This is a genomic window from Marinobacter algicola DG893 (assembly GCF_000170835.1).
GTDB lineage: Bacteria > Pseudomonadota > Gammaproteobacteria > Pseudomonadales > Oleiphilaceae > Marinobacter > Marinobacter algicola.
This window is the reverse complement of sequence record NZ_ABCP01000002.1, coordinates 1-20,227: the sequence shown is the minus strand read 5'-3', so window position 1 is coordinate 20,227 and position 20,227 is coordinate 1. Positions and strand designations below refer to the sequence as shown.

The 20,227-nt window shown below is 56.3% G+C and carries 23 protein-coding genes and 1 tRNA gene; 18 read left to right on the top strand and 6 right to left on the bottom strand.

All coding sequences use genetic code 11. The annotated features are described in order from the left end of the window. The first annotated feature begins 2 nt into the window (after positions 1–2). The 6 genes from MDG893_RS02330 to MDG893_RS02305 all read left to right on the top strand — a co-directional run bounded on the left by MDG893_RS02330 (position 3) and on the right by MDG893_RS02305 (position 5,000). Positions 3–926, top strand: coding sequence for a DUF1365 domain-containing protein (locus tag MDG893_RS02330; protein WP_007152105.1), 924 nt, complete (start codon positions 3–5; stop codon positions 924–926). Further along, positions 914–2,182, top strand: a complete 1,269-nt coding sequence (locus MDG893_RS02325) for an SAM-dependent methyltransferase (protein WP_007152104.1) — start codon at positions 914–916, stop codon at positions 2,180–2,182. Before MDG893_RS02330 ends, MDG893_RS02325 begins: the two co-directional genes overlap by 13 nt. Beyond that, the gene (locus MDG893_RS02320; RefSeq protein WP_007152103.1) at positions 2,179–2,700 is read left to right on the top strand and encodes a DUF2878 domain-containing protein; all 522 of its coding nucleotides are present in this window, start codon (positions 2,179–2,181) and stop codon (positions 2,698–2,700) included. Before MDG893_RS02325 ends, MDG893_RS02320 begins: the two co-directional genes overlap by 4 nt. After that, positions 2,697–3,428: a hypothetical protein gene (locus tag MDG893_RS02315; RefSeq protein WP_007152102.1), complete on the top strand. Its 732-nt coding sequence runs from the start codon at positions 2,697–2,699 to the stop codon at positions 3,426–3,428. Before MDG893_RS02320 ends, MDG893_RS02315 begins: the two co-directional genes overlap by 4 nt. 107 nt (positions 3,429–3,535) lie before the next feature. Next, entirely contained in the window at positions 3,536–4,348 is an 813-nt protein-coding gene (gene xthA / locus MDG893_RS02310; protein ID WP_007152101.1) for an exodeoxyribonuclease III, read from the top strand. A gap of 22 nt (positions 4,349–4,370) precedes the next feature. After that, positions 4,371–5,000, top strand: a complete 630-nt coding sequence (locus MDG893_RS02305) for a TetR/AcrR family transcriptional regulator (RefSeq protein WP_007152100.1) — start codon at positions 4,371–4,373, stop codon at positions 4,998–5,000. A gap of 22 nt (positions 5,001–5,022) precedes the next feature. On the opposite strand, the gene MDG893_RS02300 is transcribed toward MDG893_RS02305, so the two are convergent. Beyond that, on the bottom strand, positions 5,023–5,442 hold the full coding sequence (locus MDG893_RS02300) for a phasin family protein (protein ID WP_007152099.1): 420 nt from the start codon (positions 5,440–5,442) through the stop codon (positions 5,023–5,025). A 417-nt stretch (positions 5,443–5,859) separates the two neighbouring features. Between MDG893_RS02300 and MDG893_RS02295 the strand changes: the two genes are divergently transcribed. Genes MDG893_RS02295 through MDG893_RS02285 form a run of 3 tightly spaced genes read left to right on the top strand, consistent with a single transcriptional unit; the run spans position 5,860 to position 8,181 of the window. Then, complete coding sequence (locus tag MDG893_RS02295; RefSeq protein ID WP_007152098.1) at positions 5,860–6,291, top strand: protein tyrosine phosphatase family protein; 432 nt, start codon at positions 5,860–5,862, stop codon at positions 6,289–6,291. A 44-nt stretch (positions 6,292–6,335) separates the two neighbouring features. Then, positions 6,336–7,445: a ferrochelatase gene (gene hemH / locus MDG893_RS02290; protein ID WP_007152097.1), complete on the top strand. Its 1,110-nt coding sequence runs from the start codon at positions 6,336–6,338 to the stop codon at positions 7,443–7,445. Position 7,446: 1 nt separating this feature from the next. Beyond that, positions 7,447–8,181 carry a 5-oxoprolinase subunit PxpA gene (locus tag MDG893_RS02285; protein ID WP_007152096.1) on the top strand — a complete coding sequence of 245 codons (735 nt, stop codon included), beginning with the start codon at positions 7,447–7,449 and terminating at the stop codon, positions 8,179–8,181. Between the two features lie 72 nt (positions 8,182–8,253). Here MDG893_RS02285 and MDG893_RS02280 read toward each other — a convergent pair. Beyond that, a tRNA-Ser gene (locus tag MDG893_RS02280) sits at positions 8,254–8,344 on the bottom strand. Between the two features lie 219 nt (positions 8,345–8,563). Here MDG893_RS02280 and MDG893_RS02275 point away from each other — a divergent pair. From MDG893_RS02275 to MDG893_RS02255, 5 genes are all read left to right on the top strand, one after another. Continuing rightward, positions 8,564–9,259 carry a Bax inhibitor-1/YccA family protein gene (locus tag MDG893_RS02275; protein ID WP_007152095.1) on the top strand — a complete coding sequence of 232 codons (696 nt, stop codon included), beginning with the start codon at positions 8,564–8,566 and terminating at the stop codon, positions 9,257–9,259. A 104-nt stretch (positions 9,260–9,363) separates the two neighbouring features. Further along, positions 9,364–9,780: a sulfurtransferase complex subunit TusD gene (tusD, locus tag MDG893_RS02270; RefSeq protein ID WP_007152094.1), complete on the top strand. Its 417-nt coding sequence runs from the start codon at positions 9,364–9,366 to the stop codon at positions 9,778–9,780. Positions 9,781–9,787: 7 nt separating this feature from the next. After that, positions 9,788–10,138 (top strand): DsrE family protein, encoded by a 351-nt coding sequence (locus MDG893_RS02265; RefSeq protein ID WP_007152093.1) that lies wholly within the window; start codon positions 9,788–9,790, stop codon positions 10,136–10,138. 31 nt (positions 10,139–10,169) lie between these two features. Beyond that, entirely contained in the window at positions 10,170–10,451 is a 282-nt protein-coding gene (tusB, locus tag MDG893_RS02260; protein WP_007152092.1) for a sulfurtransferase complex subunit TusB, read from the top strand. Then, positions 10,451–10,768, top strand: coding sequence for a TusE/DsrC/DsvC family sulfur relay protein (locus MDG893_RS02255; protein WP_007152091.1), 318 nt, complete (start codon positions 10,451–10,453; stop codon positions 10,766–10,768). Before tusB ends, MDG893_RS02255 begins: the two co-directional genes overlap by 1 nt. Here the strand turns inward: MDG893_RS02255 and MDG893_RS02250 are convergent. From MDG893_RS02250 to nfuA, 3 genes are all read right to left on the bottom strand, one after another. Then, positions 10,763–11,092: a hypothetical protein gene (locus MDG893_RS02250; RefSeq protein WP_007152090.1), complete on the bottom strand. Its 330-nt coding sequence runs from the start codon at positions 11,090–11,092 to the stop codon at positions 10,763–10,765. The two genes, MDG893_RS02255 and MDG893_RS02250, sit on opposite strands and share 6 nt — an antisense overlap. A 48-nt stretch (positions 11,093–11,140) precedes the next feature. Further along, positions 11,141–12,307 (bottom strand): DUF445 domain-containing protein, encoded by a 1,167-nt coding sequence (locus tag MDG893_RS02245; protein WP_040474243.1) that lies wholly within the window; start codon positions 12,305–12,307, stop codon positions 11,141–11,143. A gap of 286 nt (positions 12,308–12,593) precedes the next feature. Further along, positions 12,594–13,181: a Fe-S biogenesis protein NfuA gene (gene nfuA / locus MDG893_RS02240; RefSeq protein ID WP_007152088.1), complete on the bottom strand. Its 588-nt coding sequence runs from the start codon at positions 13,179–13,181 to the stop codon at positions 12,594–12,596. A gap of 185 nt (positions 13,182–13,366) precedes the next feature. On the opposite strand from nfuA, the gene metH reads away from it, so the two are divergent. From metH to MDG893_RS02220, 4 genes are all read left to right on the top strand, one after another. Then, positions 13,367–17,074: a methionine synthase gene (metH, locus tag MDG893_RS02235; RefSeq protein ID WP_007152087.1), complete on the top strand. Its 3,708-nt coding sequence runs from the start codon at positions 13,367–13,369 to the stop codon at positions 17,072–17,074. A 40-nt stretch (positions 17,075–17,114) separates the two neighbouring features. Further along, complete coding sequence (locus MDG893_RS02230) at positions 17,115–17,354, top strand: DUF2970 domain-containing protein (protein ID WP_007152086.1); 240 nt, start codon at positions 17,115–17,117, stop codon at positions 17,352–17,354. Positions 17,355–17,686: 332 nt separating this feature from the next. Beyond that, positions 17,687–19,339, top strand: a complete 1,653-nt coding sequence (locus MDG893_RS02225; RefSeq protein WP_007152084.1) for a nitrite/sulfite reductase — start codon at positions 17,687–17,689, stop codon at positions 19,337–19,339. Further along, entirely contained in the window at positions 19,332–19,835 is a 504-nt protein-coding gene (locus MDG893_RS02220; RefSeq protein ID WP_007152083.1) for a DUF934 domain-containing protein, read from the top strand. The genes MDG893_RS02225 and MDG893_RS02220 overlap by 8 nt, the downstream gene beginning before the upstream one ends. A 75-nt stretch (positions 19,836–19,910) precedes the next feature. Here MDG893_RS02220 and MDG893_RS02215 read toward each other — a convergent pair. Beyond that, positions 19,911–20,227, bottom strand: a 317-nt coding sequence (locus tag MDG893_RS02215; protein ID WP_040474216.1) for a transporter substrate-binding domain-containing protein, incomplete at its 5' end; no start/stop codon positions are given.

Below are 20,227 nucleotides of genomic sequence, written 5' to 3'. Positions count from 1 at the left end.
CCATGACCGCTGCCTTACCGGAAAACATCGTCTCCAATCAACTCCACAGCCAGTGGTTGGAGGGCACGATTCGGCATCGTCGAAAGACACCGGTACGCCACGAGTTCAGCTACAGTACCGGCATGTTGGCCCTGGACCTGCGGGAATGGCCGTCCATTACCCATATCAGCCGCCTGTTCTCCCTGGAACGCTTCAACTGGCTGTCTCTGTATCGCCGCGACTACTTCCGGCCCGAGACCGACAACCTCCTGCAGGCCGTGAGCGACCAGGTCCAACAGGCGACGAGGTGGCGCCCGGACGGCCCGGTGCAACTTATTACTCACCCCCGTTATTTTGGCTATGTGTTCAATCCGGTCAGCTTCTACTTCTGCTACAACGCCGGCGACCGGCCGGATCATGGAGCCGTGCCCCGGGTTATCCTGGCTCAGATCACCAATACCCCCTGGAAAGATCGCCATGTGTATTGCCTCGAAACCACGGGCGCGGAACCAACCAACGCCGGGTGGCGCACTGAGCGTTTCGAGTTCAGCAAACGCTTTCACGTATCGCCGTTTAATCCAATGGACCAGCATTACCAGTGGGCATTCAGTTTTCGCGGCCCTGAGCTTCGAATCCATATGGGTGTGAGGCAGGACGATCGCAAGCATTTTGATGCCACATTGGTGGTCCGACGCACCCCCCTGGATCGTAAAGAACTACATAGGAGCCTCAGGCAGTTTCCACTGGAAGCGCTGAAGGTGGTGGGCGGTATTTACTGGCATGCCCTGAAGCTCAAGTTAAAAGGTGTGCCGTTCTTTACCCATCCAAACAAGCTGCCTGAAAACGACCCGGCGCACCGGCGCGGCGCTGAAGACTCAGGCCAGGATGTCACCGAACCCACAACCCAGAACAAGACAACCGGAAAGGTAAGCTCATGGAGAACCTGAACACCTCGCTTGAATCCACTGGCGCTGGCCAGGCGCCGTTCACCAGCCGGTGGGCGAAAGCCCTTGTCTGCCAGCAGCTTTCGCTTCTTGAAGCGGGCACACTGACGATCCGTGAAGCCGGGTCGGCAACCCTGACCTTCGGGGACAGCGACAGCCGTTTCGTGCCGGCGGAGCTGGTCATCCATGATCACAGCACCTGGAAGGATCTGTTAACCGGAGGCAGCGTAGGAGCGGCCGAAGCCTATGTTGCTGGTGACTGGTCAACGCCAGACCTGGTGGCCCTGTTGCGGTTCTTTACCCGAAACGTTGACCGCATGAACGCATTCGAGGACCGATTCAGCTGGGTCACCAAACCGGCTTTGAAGGGCCTGCACTGGCTGAATCGCAATACCAAGGAAGGTTCCCGCAAGAACATCAGCGCCCACTACGACCTGGGTAACGACCTTTTCGAAACCTTCCTTGACCCTACGATGATGTACTCCTCCGCTATCTACCCAAGCCCCGAGGCCACACTGGAGCAGGCGGCGGTTCATAAACTTGATACCATCTGCCGCAAACTGGACCTGCAACCAGGCGACCGGGTGGTGGAAATCGGGACCGGCTGGGGCGGATTCGCGGTGCATGCGGCCAAGCACTATGGCTGTCATGTGACGACCACCACCATTTCCGCCGAGCAACTGGAACTGGCAAGAGAAAAGGTCCGTGAGGAACACCTTGAGGATCGCATTACCCTGCTGTTTGACGATTATCGTGATCTGGAAGGGCAATTCGACAAGCTGGTCTCTATCGAAATGATTGAAGCCGTTGGCCCGCAATTCCTGGACAGCTACTTCTCACAGATCAGTCAACTGCTGAAGCCGAACGGCCTGGCTCTGGTGCAGGCCATCAATATGCCCGAGCAGCGCTATAAACGCGCCCTGAAGAACGTCGATTTCATCCAGCGGTTTATCTTCCCGGGTAGCTTCATTCCGTCTTTGGGCGCGATTCTGGACTCTGTTCGCATCGGCTCTGATCTGGTAATGACCCACTCTGAAGATATCGGCTTCCACTATGCCCGAACCCTACGGGACTGGTGCGATCGCTTCATGGCAAACCGGGATACGCTGGACAACCTGGGCTATGACAAGGCCTTCCGCCGTCTCTGGCATTTTTATTTCGCTTATTGCGAAGCGGGATTCAGTGAACGCGCCATTGGGGTTTCCCAGATCCTGTTCGCCAAGCCTGGCAACAAACGTGAGAACATCCTGAGCGTATGATCCGCAACGACACCCTGCGCAATGTCCTGAACTTTGCCCTGTTCCAGGCTGGCTGGTTCGTATGCGTGCTCTATCCGGGCCTGCCGGCTGCCGGTTTCGTGGTCTTGCTGTTGGTTTTCCATATGCTGTTTGTCAGCCAGCACCGTTTCACCGAACTGCAGTTTATCGGCGCAGGCACGGTTCTGGGTGGCGTGCTGGATGGCATCTGGTTCCAGACCGGTATCCTTGACGATGGCACCGGTAACGTCCAGATCACACCAGTCTGGCTGGTCGGCATCTGGGCCATATTCATGACCACCCTTAGCCATTCCCTGTCATGGATTGTCAGCAAACCCTGGCTGCCCTTTGTGTGTGCCCCCATCGCCGGGCCTTTTGCCTACTGGTCCGCCAGCGCGCTGGGCGCCGTGCAACTTCCGAATCTCACGCTCTCCCTGGCTGCGCTGGCACTAGGCTGGCTGATTGTGTTCCCGGGCCTTCTCTACCTTCGCAAGGCCCTTTATCCGGAGCTGATACGATGAAGACCGGCACCTTTTTGCTCGCCTGTACCCTGCCCCTGTCGGCCGGGGCCGCCGAGATGCGTTTCACCGGCCAGGCGACGCCGTTGAACGGCAACAACGTGCTCTATGAAGAGCGGCACGTGGTAACGGGCAAATGCACCGAGGGTCTTTTCCGACCCGCCTCCCACAACGTGACGTACGTTCGCAGTAACGGTGAGACATTTGGCGAAAAGACACTGTCTTACGAACAATCGCCGTTGCGTCCAACGATGACGTTCCGACAGCCGGGTTTCAATGAAGTCATGGAAATCCGCAATCGGGATGACGCGAAGCTGGAAATCGAGTGGCAGACTCCGGAAGGCGACACGGAAAACTCGACGGTGGAGGTTACCCAAGAACTGGTGGCGGATGCGGGCTTTGACAATCTGGTGCGCAACCACTGGCCCGAGGTCACCTCCGGCGACCGTATTGAATTCGACTTTCTGGCGCCTACCCGGGGCAAAGCCTATGGCTTTGTACTGGAACCAACGGAGGACGATCGTATCGACGCCGCACACACGGTGCTGATTGAGCCCTCCAGCACCCTCCTGAGTTTTCTGGTCGACCCAATCCTCCTGGGCTACAACGAAAACGGGGCGCTGACGAACTACCTCGGGTTGACCAATATCCGCAAGGACAAGGACTCGAACTACACCGCCCATATCCGCTATGCCGTGGAAACCGCTCCGGATTGTGAACTGACCCGCTGAATCCGTCCTTGCAGCCAAGGCGGACACACCGACCTGTTGTGGTAGACTTGCGGTTTCCTGACACACCCTGACAACCGCCAAAACTGCAAAACAGAAGGTTTCCGCCGATGATGTTTGTCTCATTCAACGTCAACAGTATCCGCACACGGCTGCACCAGCTTGAGGCCGTGATTGATAGCCTGAACCCGGACTTTATCGGCCTGCAGGAAACCAAGGTGACCGACGAGGAGTTCCCGGAAGACGCCATTCGCGAACTCGGCTACCACGTTCACTTCCATGGCCAGAAGACTCATTACGGGGTTGCACTTCTTTCCCGCCAGGCGCCGGACAGCGTTCAGAAAGGCTACCCGTGGGACGGAGAGGGCTCCCAGCGCCGCCTGATTACCGGTCATTTTACGGTCAACGGCCGCAAGCTCACGGTGATCAACGGTTATTTCCCCCAGGGCGAAAGCCGGGACCACCCGGTGAAGTTTCCCGCCAAGGAAAAATTCTACGCGGACCTGATGCGCTATCTGGATGAGTTGAAAGCCGCCAACGGTGAGATTGTGGTGATGGGCGATATGAATATCTCCCCCACCGACCAGGACATCGGCATCGGAGCCGACAACGCCAAGCGCTGGCTGAGAACCGGTAAGTGCAGCTTTTTGCCGGAAGAGCGTGAATGGTTGGGACAGGTCGAAAGCCGTGGTTTCACCGACGTGTTTCGACACCTTCACCCCGAGGAGTCGGACACCTTCAGCTGGTTTGATTACCGCAGCAAGGGCTTTGACAGGGACCCGCGCCGCGGACTGAGGATCGACCTGATCATGGCCAGTGACCCGCTTCTGCCCAAGGCGGAAGAAGCCGGCGTCAGCTACGATATTCGCGCCATGGAACGGCCTTCGGACCATTGTCCGGTGTGGGCCCGTTTCGCGCTTTGAACCCATCTCGCCGGGCCGCGACATGAAAAAAATGAAAACCCGCGACCGTATACTTGAGGCCAGCCTGATGCTGTTCAACAGCATCGGCGAGCCCAATGTAACCACCCTGCTGATTTCGGACGAACTGGAGATCAGCCCCGGCAACCTCTATTACCACTTCAAAAGCAAGGGCGATATCGTCGGGGAACTGTTTGCCAGCTATGAGCACGAAATGCACGACCTGCTGGCGGTACCGGAGGACGCAGACATCAGCCTGGACCAGCAGAGTTTTTTCCTGCATTTGCTGTTCGAGACCGTCGCCCGCTACCGATTCCTGTATCAGGACCTGGTGAACGTCCTGTCCCGATACGACCAGCTTCAAACGCGTTTCCGGCGCATTCTGAAAAAGAAAACCAATGGCTTCAGGGTCATCTGCGAGAGCTTTCGACGCCAGGGCGTCATGGAGATTACCGATGGGGAACTGGATGCACTCTGCGACCAGCTGACACTCACCGCCTGCTACTGGAGCAGCTTCGACAGCCTGTCGCATCTGGATGACCGCGACTCCATGGATCCGGGTCGCGGCGTTTACCAGATGATGCACTTGCTATTGCCCTACCTGGGCCCGGATGAAAAGGAACAGATTTACCTGATGAGCCGGGACTACCTCTGACATCAACGGCCGGTAGCGAGCATTATTCTTCTTCGGAGCGGTCTTCGGTCTGCTCCCTGAGGCGTTGCAGTTCCGCTTCCAGGGCCTGAATCCGGCGTTCCATGGCTTCGATTTCGTCCCGACGATGAATACCTAATCGACGCAACGCGCCGGACACGCGCTCATCAAACATGTTCTCAAGGCGGTCCCAGGTGCCAGTCGCCTTTTCCCGTACATCGTCCACACGGTCTTCCACGGAACGTACGTGCTTTTCGACAACACCCCTGGTCTTGCTCTCCAACTGCTCGCCTTCCTGAACCAGACGCTCAAAGAAGCGACCAGCGTCCTCCTCGGCCTTGGTGTAGGCACCGAGCCCGGCCAGCCAGATCTGCCGTGCAGACCCTTTTATTTTACCCGCCAGCTGCTCGTCGTTTTCCGGCGTGTTTTCGTTTTCGTCAGACATGCAAAACCTCGGAGGCGTTGGACTCTCAATGGCCCATTATTGTATTACAGCGGGCACTGAATTTCAGTCAGCAAGCGAATATCTCTGCCTCATAACGTAATCTCGATCGCCTGAAAGGCCCACAGTGAGCGGGTTTAGTATAAGCACACTTTCAATATGAAAAAATGTGATCAAACGAATCGCTCGCTGGCTTGAAGTGTTCAAAATATGGTCAATACTTCACTGTACCGGTGTCCCTGCTGATGCCGGTTTGTCTGGAAGTCTTTCATGGATACTACTCGCACGCCTCTGCCCGGCCACCAGTGCCGGGCTTTTTTTATATCCTGAATTAAAACTTCCCATGGCCCGGTCTCTGACAGCGGCTATGTCCTGTGGCATTATGCTGAGGCATTTACGTGACCGGTAAAAGGATCGCTTATGGACATCAGACGCATCGACGAGACGATTTCAGTCTCGCCCCAACTTACAGTGGAAGACGTTAGCGAAGCCGCAAAACTCGGCTTCAAGACACTCGTCGCCAATCGCCCCGATGCCGAAGAGCCCGGACAACCGGGCATGGCCGACATTGAGGCTGCAGCCCACGCAAACGGGATGGAGTGGGTGTATCTACCCGTCGAGTCGGGGAATATCTTTGACAATGACATTGAGCGCTTTGATGCGATGATCCGTCAGGCGCAAAAGCCCGTACTTGCTTTTTGCCGCTCCGGAACCCGCTGCACCGTACTCTGGGCATTGAGCTCGGCTCGCACCGAACCGGCCCAGGACATCGTCAACAAGGCCCGTAAAGCAGGTTATGATGTTGGCGGGCTGGCGCCCCGGATGGCCCAGCAGGCAGGAAAACGTTCCTGAGCCACTCTCTGACCGGACACCCATCATTTCCAGGATCCAGAACCATGCCGTACAAGGGTACCGCCGATTTTCGCCATGACCATCCCGAAAAAACCGGTGTACTGATCACCAATCTGGGAACACCAGATGCCCCAACCACCTCTGCCCTGCGTCGCTATCTGGGGGAATTCCTCTGGGATCCCAGGGTGGTTGAAGTGCCGCGCCCGATCTGGTGGCTGATACTCCACGGCGTGATCCTGCGGCTGCGTCCCAGCCGGTCAGCCAAGGCCTATGCCGGCGTGTGGCAACCGGAAGGGTCGCCGTTGCTGATTCATACCGCCAGACAAGCCGAAGCGATTCGCAAGCAACTGCAAGCAAAACACGGCAACAACCTTCTGGTGGGATTTGCCATGAGATATGGCAACCCGGGAATTTCCAAGGTGCTTGATGAAATGCAGGCGCAGGGGGTCCGGCGGTTGTTGGTACTGCCCCTGTACCCGCAGTATTCCGCCTCAACCTCCGCCTCGACGTTCGACGCTATTGCCCATAATTTTACCCGTCGGCGCTGGCTTCCCGATCTGCGATTCGTGTCCCACTACCCGGACTATCCACCTTACATTGAGGCCATGGCAAACCATATCCAGGCGCACTGGGACAAGCATGGGCGCAACCAGAAACTGATCCTCTCCTACCACGGGGTTCCCCTGAAGTACCTTCAGCGAGGCGACCCGTACCACTGTGAGTGCCACAAGACTTCCCGCCTGCTGGCCGAGCGGCTTGGCCTCGGGAAGGATGAATACCTGACCACCTTTCAGTCACGTTTTGGCCGGGAAGAGTGGCTGCAGCCCTATACCGACGAAACCCTTAAAGCGCTGCCCCAAAAAGGCGTAACATCCATAGATGTGTTCTGCCCCGGTTTTTCGGCGGATTGCCTCGAAACCATCGAAGAGATTGACGAGGAAAACCGTGAGTACTTTCTGGCGGCCGGCGGCGAGAGCTTCTGCTACATTTCAGCGCTCAATGCCACGCCGGGACATATCGACGCTCTGACTCAGCTGATTGAGGAAAATCTGCATGGCTGGCAGGTGCCGCGCAACGAGCCCGAAGAACTGGCAGAAAGGGTCAGGCTCGCGGAGGAACAGAAACAGGCCCAGTACCCGGGCCGGGAGCTGTGAGATGAAACTGAACTGTGATTTGGGGGAAAGCTACGGTGCCTGGCGTATGGGCCAGGATGATCAGGTGATGCCCCTTATCGATATGGCCAACGTCGCCTGCGGCTTTCACGCCGGGGACCCGTCAGTTATGCAGAAAACCGTGGCTCTGGCAGCGAAGCACGGGGTGGAAATCGGCGCCCACCCCTCCTATCACGACCTCGCCGGGTTTGGCCGCCGCTCCATCAGCCACAGCCCTGAGGAAATTCAAGCCCTGATCCTCTATCAGCTTGGCGCACTGGAAGGACTATGCCGGGCCCAGGGCCTGACGCTGTCGTATGTAAAGCCCCATGGTGCGCTGAACAACGACATGATGCGGGACATGAGTACTCTGGAAGCCGTTATGGCCGCGGTTAGAAGCTACCGGCAGGATCTCCCGCTGATGCTCCCGGTGACGGTCAAACACAAACAACACCGGAAACTCGCAGACTATGTCGGCCTTCCCATCCTGCTGGAAGCCTTTGCCGACCGCGCCTATGACGACGAGGGCCAGTTGGTATCCCGCCGCCTTCCAGGGGCCGTACATCAGTCTGCAGACAAGATCGTTGATCAGGCGGTGTCCTTCGCTAAGAAAGGCGGAGTTTACAGTTCATCCGGTAACTGGCTGACACTGCCAGCCGACAGCCTGTGCGTCCACGGCGACAATGAGGCAGCACTGAGCGGTATTCGCGCGATTCGGAAAGCGTTGACCGCGGACTAGACGCACTCAAGAAACCATTTGAAAAATACGGGCGCTCTTCAGGGAGGTAAAAGACAGGGAAGGAAGAGAAAGTGGCGGTGGGCCAGGGATTCGAACCCCGGGAAGGCTACTAACCTTCGGCGGTTTTCAAGACCGCTGCATTCAGCCACTCTGCCAGCCCACCGTTTTCTCCACAGCCGTCATTGCGACAGCGGGGAGCATGATACCGGAATTCCTTTTCCTGTCAACGCCCTGGCCACATCGTCTTCCCTCCGCTTAAACATTAACGCTATTTAATGGAATCTGAGGAGCCGTTTTCTGTCGTAAATGATTGAAAGTTGTATATCTGGCATTATGATGAGTGTTAGATTCAAACGGTTGTGACACACAGACGGAGAAGATAATGGAAGACAGACGATTTGGCGTCCAGCAAAACCAGGGAGCCTATTCGACCACAGAAAAAGGTCGGGCGACGGGTATCAGTGCAGATGCCATGAATGTGCTGCGCAATACCTACATGCTGCTGGGAATGACTCTGGCATTCTCCGCACTGACTGCGTTCCTGAACATGAACGGCACACACCCCGGCTTCCTGATCACGATCGTAGGCTATATCGGCCTGCTGTTCGCGACCTATAAGCTCAAAAACAGCCCTTGGGGTATCGTAACGACCTTCGCCCTCACCGGCTTCATGGGCTTCACTCTTGGCCCGATCATTGGTCAGATGGTGGCCGCAGGCGCTTCCCAGATCGTCGCGAACGCCCTGGCCCTGACAGCAACCGCGTTTGTAGGTCTGTCTGCAACGGCCATTATCACCAAGAAAGACTTCAGCTTCCTGTCCAGCTTTCTGACAGCGGGCGCCTTCGTGCTGATTGGCGCGATGCTGCTGGCGTTCTTTATGCAGAGCTCCATCCTGCACCTGGCGGTGTCTGCTGGCTTCACCATCTTCGCTTCCATCATGATCCTGTTTGAAACCAGCCGGATCATCAACGGCGGGGAACGCAACTACATCATCGCCACTGTTGGCCTGTATGTGGCCATCTACAACCTGTTCGTCAGCCTGCTTCACCTGATGATGGCGTTCAGCGGCGACGACTGATCACTCTGGTGACAGGCAACTGCCAGAAAACCCCGGCCCCGGTCGGGGTTTTTTCATTCATGAGGTAAACTGTTCTCGGAACTCCAACAGGCAAACATGCGCATATGAGCCCGCAAACACTCTGCTCCTTCACCCTGGTCATTACCGGGGCGCCCTACTCATCCCAGGCACCACAAACAGCGCTCGCCTTCGCCAGGGCAGCACTGGCAAATGGCCATCGAATTGATCGGGTATTCCTCTACGGTGATGGCGTTCATCTGGCGTCGGCACTGACCAGCCCGCCTTCGGATGAGGTGAACTGGTCGCAAGCCTGGCAGGATTTCCTCGGAAGCCACGATATTGCCGGCTTTGCCTGTATTGCGTCGGCACTTCGGCGAGGTATTGTGGATCAGAGCGAACAACAACGCTATGAGCTGCCCGCCAACAACCTTGCCACGCCGTTCACCATCGCCGGCTTGGGCGAGTGGGTGGACAGCGTGGCGCATTCTGATCGCGTTATCTATTTTCACAACGGGGGTTGAGCCAAACATGGAGACGTTGGTTATCATTAGCCACGCGCCGTATTGCGACTGGACCGGCCGTGAGTCGCTGGACATGGCCTTTTCACTGGCCGCATTTGACCAGCCGGTGACGTTGCTGTTCACCGGCGAGGGCGTTAACTGGCTTCGCAAGGCCCAGCAGGCGGACGCCGTGCAGCAGAAATCGGTGGAGAAGAATCTGTCAGCCGCGCCAATTTTCGGCGTTTCCGCCCTGATGGCCGATCATAAGGCCTGTGAGCGGTATGGCCTCAACAAAGAGAATATGATGCCGGGCGTTACCGTGACCGCCCTGAGCGCCGATCTGATTGAGCGCTATGCCCACGTGGTCAACCTGAGTTGAACAGGCAAATATACATCCGGAGAGCGCATTGATGACAACCATCCATACCCTGCACATTGTCAACAAGCGGCCGGATCACCCGGCGTTTGGAGCGTGCCTGTCAAGCATCACAGACCAGGATGGCCTGTTGCTGACAGAATCAGGTGTGCTCGCCCTCGCGGACCGTGAAGCAGTACTGAAAGGTACCATTTATGCGTTGGCCCCCGACCTGCAGGCCAGAGCCATCACCGTCGATGGGCTTGACGTACAAACGATTGATTTTGACACCATGGTGGCCCTGACCACCGAGGCAACCAGAGTGATTTGCTGGTAATGACAATTCCGACGAGAAACAACGAAGGATTCCTGGAGGACGCCTGGGCCTGGTCACCTGACGTGGCCCGTGAAATTGCAGCGGACGACAACATTGAATTAACCGATAATCACTGGGAAATCATCGAATTCCTGAGGAAATTTTACAAACAACATGAAATATCACCACCTTCAAACAGGCTGTTTGTAAAAGCAGTCAGGGAGGCGTTTGATGAAGAGAAAGGCAACAGCATCTACCTGATGCAGCTCTTTCCCGGTACACCGGCCAAAACCGCCTGCCGCATAGCGGGTCTTCCAAGGCCTACGAACTGTCTATGAATCGTTGCGGGGTTTTCGACCGGGGTCAGACACCTCACCCAGAAAGCTGCTGAGGCCGTTCTCGAACAACCCCGAACCGAACCGGAGGAACTGGCGGGTAGACTCTTTCACCGTGCTTTCCGGCAGCTCCCGAAGGGTTTCTTCCACGCCCTCCCGTACACCCTGCCTGACCCTGGGCTCTATTTCCCGTGACGCATCGATAAGCTCCGCCACCTTGCGATCAAGATGTGGCCGTACAATGCCGAGCCAGAAGCCTGCCAGCACAAAAAGAACGACGCATCCTGTTGCCAGGGTCTGTATCGCGACTGCCCATACAAAATCCATACTGCCCTCCCGGTCAGCTCATTGCGCGAGTAACTTTGCTCCAAGCGCCTAGTTCAATACGTTGCTCACGATCAAAAACTGAATCGCGCCCGCCAGGGAACCCAATACTCCCCCAACCAGCATGAGTTGAATCTCTTCCTCTCGAAAAGCCGGCCGCAGGATATCCTGAAACTCCGCCGGCGCCAGCGACTTCATCTGCCCGGCCAGCACTCCGGCCACCACCGGTGCCCGTTCGCGGTTGAACGCAGGGTCCCCGAAGACATCACGAGTGGCCAGCACCGCTTTATGGTTCATGGCTTTTTTAAGCTCGGTGTACCCCGTCATCCCAACCGTAACCTGGGCGCCGAGCTTCATCACCATCGAGTTATCCAGCAGGGGCCTCAGATGCTTCTGTATAATCGCCCGCGTACGGTCACCACGGTTGCCGTTGATCATGGCATCAGCGACTTTCTCAACGGTAATCAGCTCCTCCGCCACCAACCTTGCCCATACGTCGCTGATCTCAGGCTGGCGTTGCAGGAACAGACCCTGCAAACGCCAGAACAGGAAACGCCGGGGTTTGAGCGGGCGGAAAATCAGGTTGATGGCAATCCAGTTGGTGAGAAATCCCACCACAAAGCCACCGACCGGCAATAGCCATGGTTCGGGGTAGCGTACCCAGGCGGGGGCTAACAAAGCCCCCAGCAGGCCGCCAATGATCGCCCCTCGGTTGATAACCGACCGCAACTCCACCGAGCCAGCTTCCCTGAAAATCCGGTTCATCAGGTCCGGATGGGTTTTCAGTTCCCGGCTCAACAATGCCTTCAAGTCAACGAGGTCATTGAGGTCATCCCCGAAATCTTCCACCAGGGACTCTATCCTCGACGGCAGCTGTTCCCGACCCCACCGATAGATGCGGTTCTTCATGAACAACGGGAGGTTGTCCCAGAGCACCGGCTGGATGTCATACATCACTTCGTCAATGTATTCGTCCATGCGCGGATTCACCTGGGAAATCACCTGCTCAACGATTCGTTGTGGCTCCAACTGCTGATAGACCGCGTTCAGATCACCAAACTGCTGCAGGGTGCGGTCAATACAGATATGGGCCATTTTCTCAGCCTTGCGGGGGATCACTCCCTGCCAGCCGATAACGCCAACACCCACGAACTGAATGGGATTGAAGGACATCTGGATCGCCAGCCAATTGGTAAACCAGCCGACAATAGCTGCCATGAGTGGCACAGAGAAAAGTGCTACATCAACCAAGACAAACCCCAGTGAATGATTGGCGGGCACGGTGGTGAGGACGCGCCGTAGTTTTGTATGACGGGCATTTTACCCATCGTTCGATTCAGATTATGTGACTGATAATGAAGTAAATCGAATTATCCGACATTGGCCGTTCCGCCACAGCAACGACGATAGCGCGGCACCCATAGCACTGACAAATACCCGCACCGAAAACAAAAAAAGCCGGCATTAGCCGGCTTCATGTCATACTTTCAGAATCTGCCTTATCTTACTGATAATAAGCGTTTTCTGTATAGGTATGATCGGTAACGTCGCGAACGGCCGTTATCTCAGGAACACGCTCCTTCAACGTCGATTCAACACCCTGCTTCAACGTAAGGCTCACTGCGCTGCAACCCTGGCAACCCCCACCAAATCGCAGAACGGCAATGGATTCCTCGGCCACTTCCACCAGAGAGACTTCACCACCGTGAGCCGCGAGGTTGGGATTGATTTCCGACGCCAGGATATACTGGATACGATCCGGTAAGGGCGCGTTCTCATCAACGTTAGGCACCTTGGCGTTAGGTGCTTTGATGGTCAGCTGCCCGCCCATCTGATCCTTGGAGTAGTCCACAAAGGCTTCTTCCAGGAACGGCACCGAATTATGATCGAGAAACAGCGTGAACTTGCCCAGATCAACCTGCTCGTCCGTCGGCACGATTTCGTTCGGCGGGCAGTAGGCAAGACAGGTCTCGGCGTTCTTTGTGCCGGGCTGGGTTACAAAAATACGGACACCCATGCCCTCCACATCCTGTTTTTCAATAAGTTGTGCAAGGTAATCCCGAGCGGGATCTGTCACCGTAACCAATGCCATAGTTGCAACCCGTTTGAAAGTGTTCCCTTATTTTAAGTGAGATCGCTGCAACATGAAAGACCAAGTAAAATAGTCAGACTTTAAGTGCTCCATTGATCAACATCATCAGGCCGTGGGACGACAACCGCCATTTTTGCTATGATCGCGCGCCATTGAGACAAAAACGACTTCCGGAAGTAATTTATATGACCGACCGCAACGCTCGTCTGGACCGCCTGGAACAGCTTGGCAACGCCCTGAAAGAACGCATCATCGTCCTCGATGGTGGCATGGGCACCATGATCCAGAACCTGAAACTGGACGAGGCAGCGTTCCGTGGCGACCGGTTTGCCGATTATGACCGAGAGGTTCAGGGCAACAATGACCTGCTGAACCTGACCCAGCCCGCCCTGCTCCGCAATATTCACGCGGACTATCTTGAAGCGGGCGCTGACATTATTGAAACCAACACCTTCAACTCCACCCAGTTGTCGCAGGCCGACTATGGTCTCGAGTCAATTGCGAAGGAATTGAATGTTGAAGCGGCAAAACTGGCGCGCCAGATTGCGGACGAATTTACCGCCCGCAACCCCGAAAAACCGCGTTTCGTGGCTGGTGCGGTTGGCCCAACCTCTCGCACTGCCTCCATTTCACCGGATGTGAACAACCCGGGCTATCGCAACGTCGATTTCCAGACCCTGGTGGACAACTATTACGAAGCGGTGGAAGGCCTTGTTCAAGGTGGCTCTGACCTGATCCTGATCGAGACCATTTTCGATACATTGAATGCCAAGGCAGCAATCTACGCTACCCAGCAATACTTCATCGACAGCGGCATCGAACTGCCGATCATGATTTCCGGCACGATTACCGATGCTTCAGGCCGCACCCTGTCAGGCCAAACCACCGAGGCGTTCTGGAATTCCGTGTCTCACGCCAGGCCCGTTTCAGTCGGTCTTAACTGTGCCCTCGGTGCAGACGCCCTTCGCCCCTACGTGGAAGAGCTCTCGAACAAGTCGACGACCTACGTCAGCGCCCACCCCAATGCCGGGCTGCCGAATGAATTTGGCGAATACGACCAGACGCCGGAAGAGATGGCGGAGATTATTGAAGGCTTTGCCCGTGATGGATTTCTGAACATCATCGGTGGTTGTTGTGGCTCACGCCCGGATCATATCGAGGCCATCGCGGATGCAGTTGCCAAGTATCCGCCCAGGAAGATACCGAACCAGAAACCCGCCCTGAGACTATCCGGCCTTGAACCGTTTACCGGCGACGAGAACACCCTGTTCATCAACGTGGGCGAACGTACCAACGTGACGGGCTCCAAGCGCTTCCTTCGGCTGATCAAAGAAGAGCAGTACGAGGAGGCCCTTAGCGTCGCTCGCGATCAGGTAGAAAACGGCGCCCAGATCATTGATATCAACATGGATGAGGGCATGCTGGATTCGAAGGACGTTATGGTGACGTTCCTCAATCTTGTTGCCTCGGAGCCCGACATCTCCCGCGTTCCCATCATGATTGATTCCTCCAAGTGGGAAGTGATCGAGGCTGGCCTGCGCTGCATTCAGGGCAAGGCGGTGGTGAACTCCATCAGCCTGAAGGAAGGCGAGGAGGAATTCCTCAAGCGCGCCCGGGACTGCATGCGTTACGGTGCGGCTGTTGTGGTCATGGCGTTCGATGAGGACGGCCAGGCGGATACCTTTGAGCGCAAGACGGAGATCTGCAAGCGCTCCTACGATCTCCTCGTTGGTATCGGCTTCACTGCCGGCGACATCATTTTCGATCCCAATATCTTCGCCATCGCCACCGGCATTGAGGAACATAACAATTACGCGGTGGATTTCATCAACGCCAGCCGCTGGATTCGCGACAACCTGCCCCACGCATCCATTTCCGGCGGCGTCAGCAACGTATCCTTCTCCTTCCGCGGTAACGATGCCGTGCGTGAGGCCATCCACTCGGTGTTCCTGTACCACGCCATCAAGGCCGGCATGAACATGGGCATCGTCAATCCCGGCCAGCTCGTGATCTACGACGAGATCGACCCTGAACTGAAGGGGCTGGTCGAAGACGTGGTGCTCAACCGCCGCGACGACGCCACCGACCGACTGCTTGAGATTGCCGAGCGCTATCGCAGCAAGGGCGGCAAGACCCAGGAAGAGGATCTTGCCTGGCGCGAGTGGCCAGTTGAAAAACGGGTGGAGCATGCCCTGGTCAAGGGTATTACCAACTACATCATTGAAGACACCGAAGCCTGTCGACAGCGCGCCGCCCGCCCGATTGAGGTTATTGAAGGCCCGCTGATGGACGGCATGAACGTGGTTGGCGACCTGTTTGGTGACGGCAAGATGTTCCTGCCCCAGGTGGTCAAGAGCGCCCGCGTGATGAAGCAGGCAGTAGCCCACCTGATTCCCTATATCGAAGCCGAAAAATCAGGCGATCAGCAAGCCAAGGGCAAAATCCTGATGGCAACGGTCAAAGGCGACGTACACGATATCGGCAAGAACATCGTGGGTGTGGTGTTGCAGTGCAATAACTATGAGGTCATTGACCTCGGCGTGATGGTACCCTGCGACAAGATCCTGGATGTGGCAAAAAAGGAAAATGTCGACATTATCGGCCTCAGTGGCCTGATCACACCGTCGCTGGATGAAATGGTCCACGTTGCCAAGGAAATGCAACGGCTGGACTTCAACATCCCGCTGATGATTGGCGGCGCCACTACCTCGAAGGCACACACTGCGGTCAAGATCGAACCCCAGTATAAGAACGACATCGCCCTGTATGTCTCCGATGCATCGCGCTGCGTGAACGTTGCCTCCCAGTTACTGAGCAAGACCGCCAAACCTGCACTGGTGGAGGGCGCACGCACCGAATACGATGAGATTCGGGAGCGCCGCAAAAACCGGGGTGAACGCACCAAACTGGTCTCATTAAAGGAAGCCCGGGATCGCGCCCCGAACATCCGTTTCGACGGTTACCAGCCGCCCAAGCCAGCTTTTACCGGTGTGCGCTCCTTTGAAACGTATGACCTGGAAAAACTGGTGGACTACATCGACTGGACGCCCTTCTTTATTTCCTGGGATATGTCCGGCAAATACCCCGCCATTTTCGATGATCCAAAGCGGGGGGAAGCCGCCAGGACACTGTTCGACGATGGCCAGCAAATCCTTCAGCAGATGATCAATGAGAAACGCGTTTCGGCTAAAGCGGCGATCGGCTTCTGGCCCGCCAACCGCCGTGGCGATGACATTGTGCTCTACACCGACGAAACCCGGGAAAAGGAACTCACCACACTGCACCACCTGCGACAGCAGGATGACAAAGCGCCGGGCAAGCCGATGATGACGCTGTCGGATTTTGTTGCGCCGGAAGGTGACGGCCCCGTGGATTACATGGGTGGTTTTGCCGTAACCACCGGCATTGGCGCCGAAGAGTTTTCGCTGGAATTCAAGGATCGCAACGACGATTACAACGCCATCATGGTTAAGGCCCTGGCGGACCGCCTTGCGGAAGCCTTTGCCGAACACCTGCATGAACGGGTACGGAAGGAATTCTGGGGTTATGCCGAAGACGAGGCATTGAGAAATGACGACCTGATCCGTGAACGGTACCGGGGCATCCGGCCAGCGCCCGGCTATCCCGCCTGCCCGGATCACACGGAGAAAGCGACCTTGTTCGACCTCCTCGACGCACCGGCAAACGCTGGCCTGGAGCTGACCGAGCACTTCGCCATGTTCCCGACCGCGGCCGTTTCCGGATGGTACTTCTCCCATCCTGAATCAAAATATTTCGCGGTGGGTAAGATTGGCGTGGATCAGGTTGAAGACTACGCAACACGAAAGGGAATATCCAAGGCCGAAGCGGAGCGATGGCTGGCACCCAGCCTTGCATACGACCCAGCGGAATAACAACCTGGAGGCCGCCTTTACACATTAGCGGGAGCGCAGCATGACGGATCAGAAAGACAACGAGCAAGCACCCGCAAAGCCTGCCAGAAAAGGACCGGGAGTTTTCAAAGTGATGCAGAGCATCCTTGCCGGCGCGCTTGGCGTTCAGTCCGACAAGCGCCGTGAGGAGGATTTCTCAAGCCACAGTCCCTGGCCATACATCATCGCCGGCATTCTGTTCACGGTCGGCTTCGTGGTTACCCTGGTGGTGGTCGTCAAGCTGGTGCTTGCCGGCCAGTAGCAATTACTGCCCGGATACCCAGACAACGGCGAAGGCAACGACCAGCATCACCAGCAAAACGGCGGCAACGGCGTCGGCCTGACTGTCGGTTCTCGCGGTCTTCTTCATACTCTTTCCTCGCTATGTCGTTATTGTCGGTTTTTTTCGCGCACGCCCCTTTAAACTTAGGCGTGAAATCGTGATCAGTCCAGCAATATCTGGTTTTCTATATCACCTTAGTCGATAAACATATTTGGAAATAATCATTTTAAGAATAATGGCACGGTGATATTCTGCCTCGCAAGAAAAGGCACTAAAGCCCTATTTCCAGCGTTTCAGCAGGACGTTCCACTATGTATGTTTATGACGAACACGACCGGCAAATGGCTGCCGAGCGCGTTGCACAATTCCGTGACCAGACCGAGAGGGCTCTGGCTGGCGAGCTGAGCGAAGACGAGTTTCTTCCACTGCGACTTCAGAACGGATTGTATGTACAGCGTCTTGCCCCGATGTTGCGCATCGCGGTGCCGTACGGGATGCTCCGCTCTGCCCAGCTTCGCCGTCTGGCACGCATAACCCGTGACTATGACAAAGGTTATGCGCACTTTACAACCCGCCAGAACGTTCAGCTCAACTGGCCGGAAATCGAAGATGTCCCGGATATCCTGGCCGAGTTGGCGGAAGTGGAAATGCACGCCAACCAGACCAGCGGCAACTGCATCCGCAACACCACCACAGATCAGTTTTCCGGTGTGCAGGCGGACGAAATTACCGACCCGCGCCCTTATTGCGAAATCATCCGTCAGTGGTCCACCTTCCACCCGGAATTCGCCTTTCTGCCGCGCAAGTTCAAGGTAGCCGTCAATGCCTCAGAGCATACCGACCGCGCCGCTATTCAGGTGCACGATATCGGCCTGCAGATGATGCGCAATGACAAAGGCGAACTTGGTTTCCGCGTTCACGTGGGCGGTGGCCTTGGACGTACGCCGATGGTCGGCCCGGTTATCCGTGACTTCCTGCCGGAGCTGGACTTGCTCACGTATCTTGAAGCCGTGCTCCGTGTTTACAACCGTTACGGGCGCCGTGACAACAAGTTCAAGGCCCGCATCAAGATTCTGGTGAAGGCACTGACACCCGAAGGCTTTGCAGCGAAGGTGGAAGAGGAATGGTCCCACATCAAGGACTCCCCTACGCGCCTGACCCAGGAAGCCATTGAGCAGTTCAAAGGGTATTTCACCGAGCCGGACTACGAGCAGGTTCCGGACGTGAAGGACGTATTGGCAACCCAACGCTTCGAAAACCGTGAGTTTGATCAGTGGATTGGCCACAACGTGGATACCCACAAGAATCCGGGTTACGCCATTGTGACACTGACCATGAAGAAAACCGGCACGCCGCCGGGCGATGTCAGTGATCGTCAGCTCGAGCAGATTGCCGACCTGGCGGATCAGTACAGCTTTGGCGAGGTGCGGGTTACGCATCAGCAGAACGTGGTTCTGGCGGATGTCCGGAAAGATCAACTGTTCGAGCTTTGGCAAGCCATTACGCCGATGGACTTTGCCACCGCGAACCTGAATACCCTGACCGACGTTATCTGCTGCCCCGGTGGCGATTACTGCGCCCTGGCGAATGCGAAGTCTATTCCTGTGGCGGAGTCCATTCAGCGCCAGTTCGATGATATGGACTATCTGTACGACATCGGCAACATAGATCTGAACATTTCCGGCTGCATGAACGCCTGTGGGCACCACCACGTGGGCAACATCGGCGTTCTTGGTGTTGATAAGAAGGGTCAGGAGTTCTACCAGATCAGCCTGGGCGGCTCCTCTCACCACGATGCCGCGATTGGCAAGATTCTCGGGCCCTCTTTTGCCCGGGAAGACATGCCGGAAGTGATGCAGAAAATCATTAATGTGTACGTCGATAACCGGACTGAGGAAGAGCCTTTCCTGGATACGTATCGCCGTATTGGCATTGAGCCATTCAAGGAGCGGGTTTATGCCTGATGTAATCACCAGTGACGGAAGTATTCGTCAGGACGATTGGGTTGTTGTGCCAAGGCCAGCAGATGGGGAGTCTCTGGATATTCCCGAGCAACCTGCCCTGATTCCGGCCGACCTATGGTTGGCGGGCAAGGAGCACTTTGAGGACCGTGATGATATCGGTGTGTGGCTCGACAGCCATGATGAGCCGGAGACTCTGGCTGGCGTGGTGAATGAGCTGCCGGTGATTGCAGTGAACTTCCCGAAGTTCAGCGATGGCCGCGGTTACAGTATCGCGCGGCTGCTTCGCGAGCGCCTGAATTACCAAAATGAGCTTCGTGCGGTTGGGGATGTGCTTCTGGACCAGTTGCAGTTTATGAAGCGGTGCGGTTTTGATACGTACGTACTGCGCGCCGACAAGGATATCAACAAGGCAGCTCGTTGCCTGAACTTCTTTACCCAGGGGTATCAGGCGGCGACGGATACGGACGAGCCGCTGTTCCGCCGTCGGGCTTCCTGACTCTCAGTATTCTTTTTACTCCCCAGACGAACAAAGAGGGAGCTGATGACCAAAACACGCCTCAGGACTTCCTGTTCAGGTTGGGCTCCACCATCCCGGGGTTTGAAGGGCGTCGCGGAAATAGACATCACGGACAACGCCAATACGGTAGTCATTGAGGGATTCGAGGGAATCGATGTTTTTGAGCGGGTTGACCGGGTCATGCATCAAGTGCATCTGGCAAATGTGGTAAGGTTTGGTGAACTGAACGGCCCTGGCGCGGTCATCGTTGTAGGAAATACCTTCAATGATGTCCATTTCGCCTCGCTCGAATGCACCGAACACTTCTGGCCAGGTGCCTGCCCGAAACTCTATGTCCAACCCTGACTGACGGGCCACTTCACGGACAATAT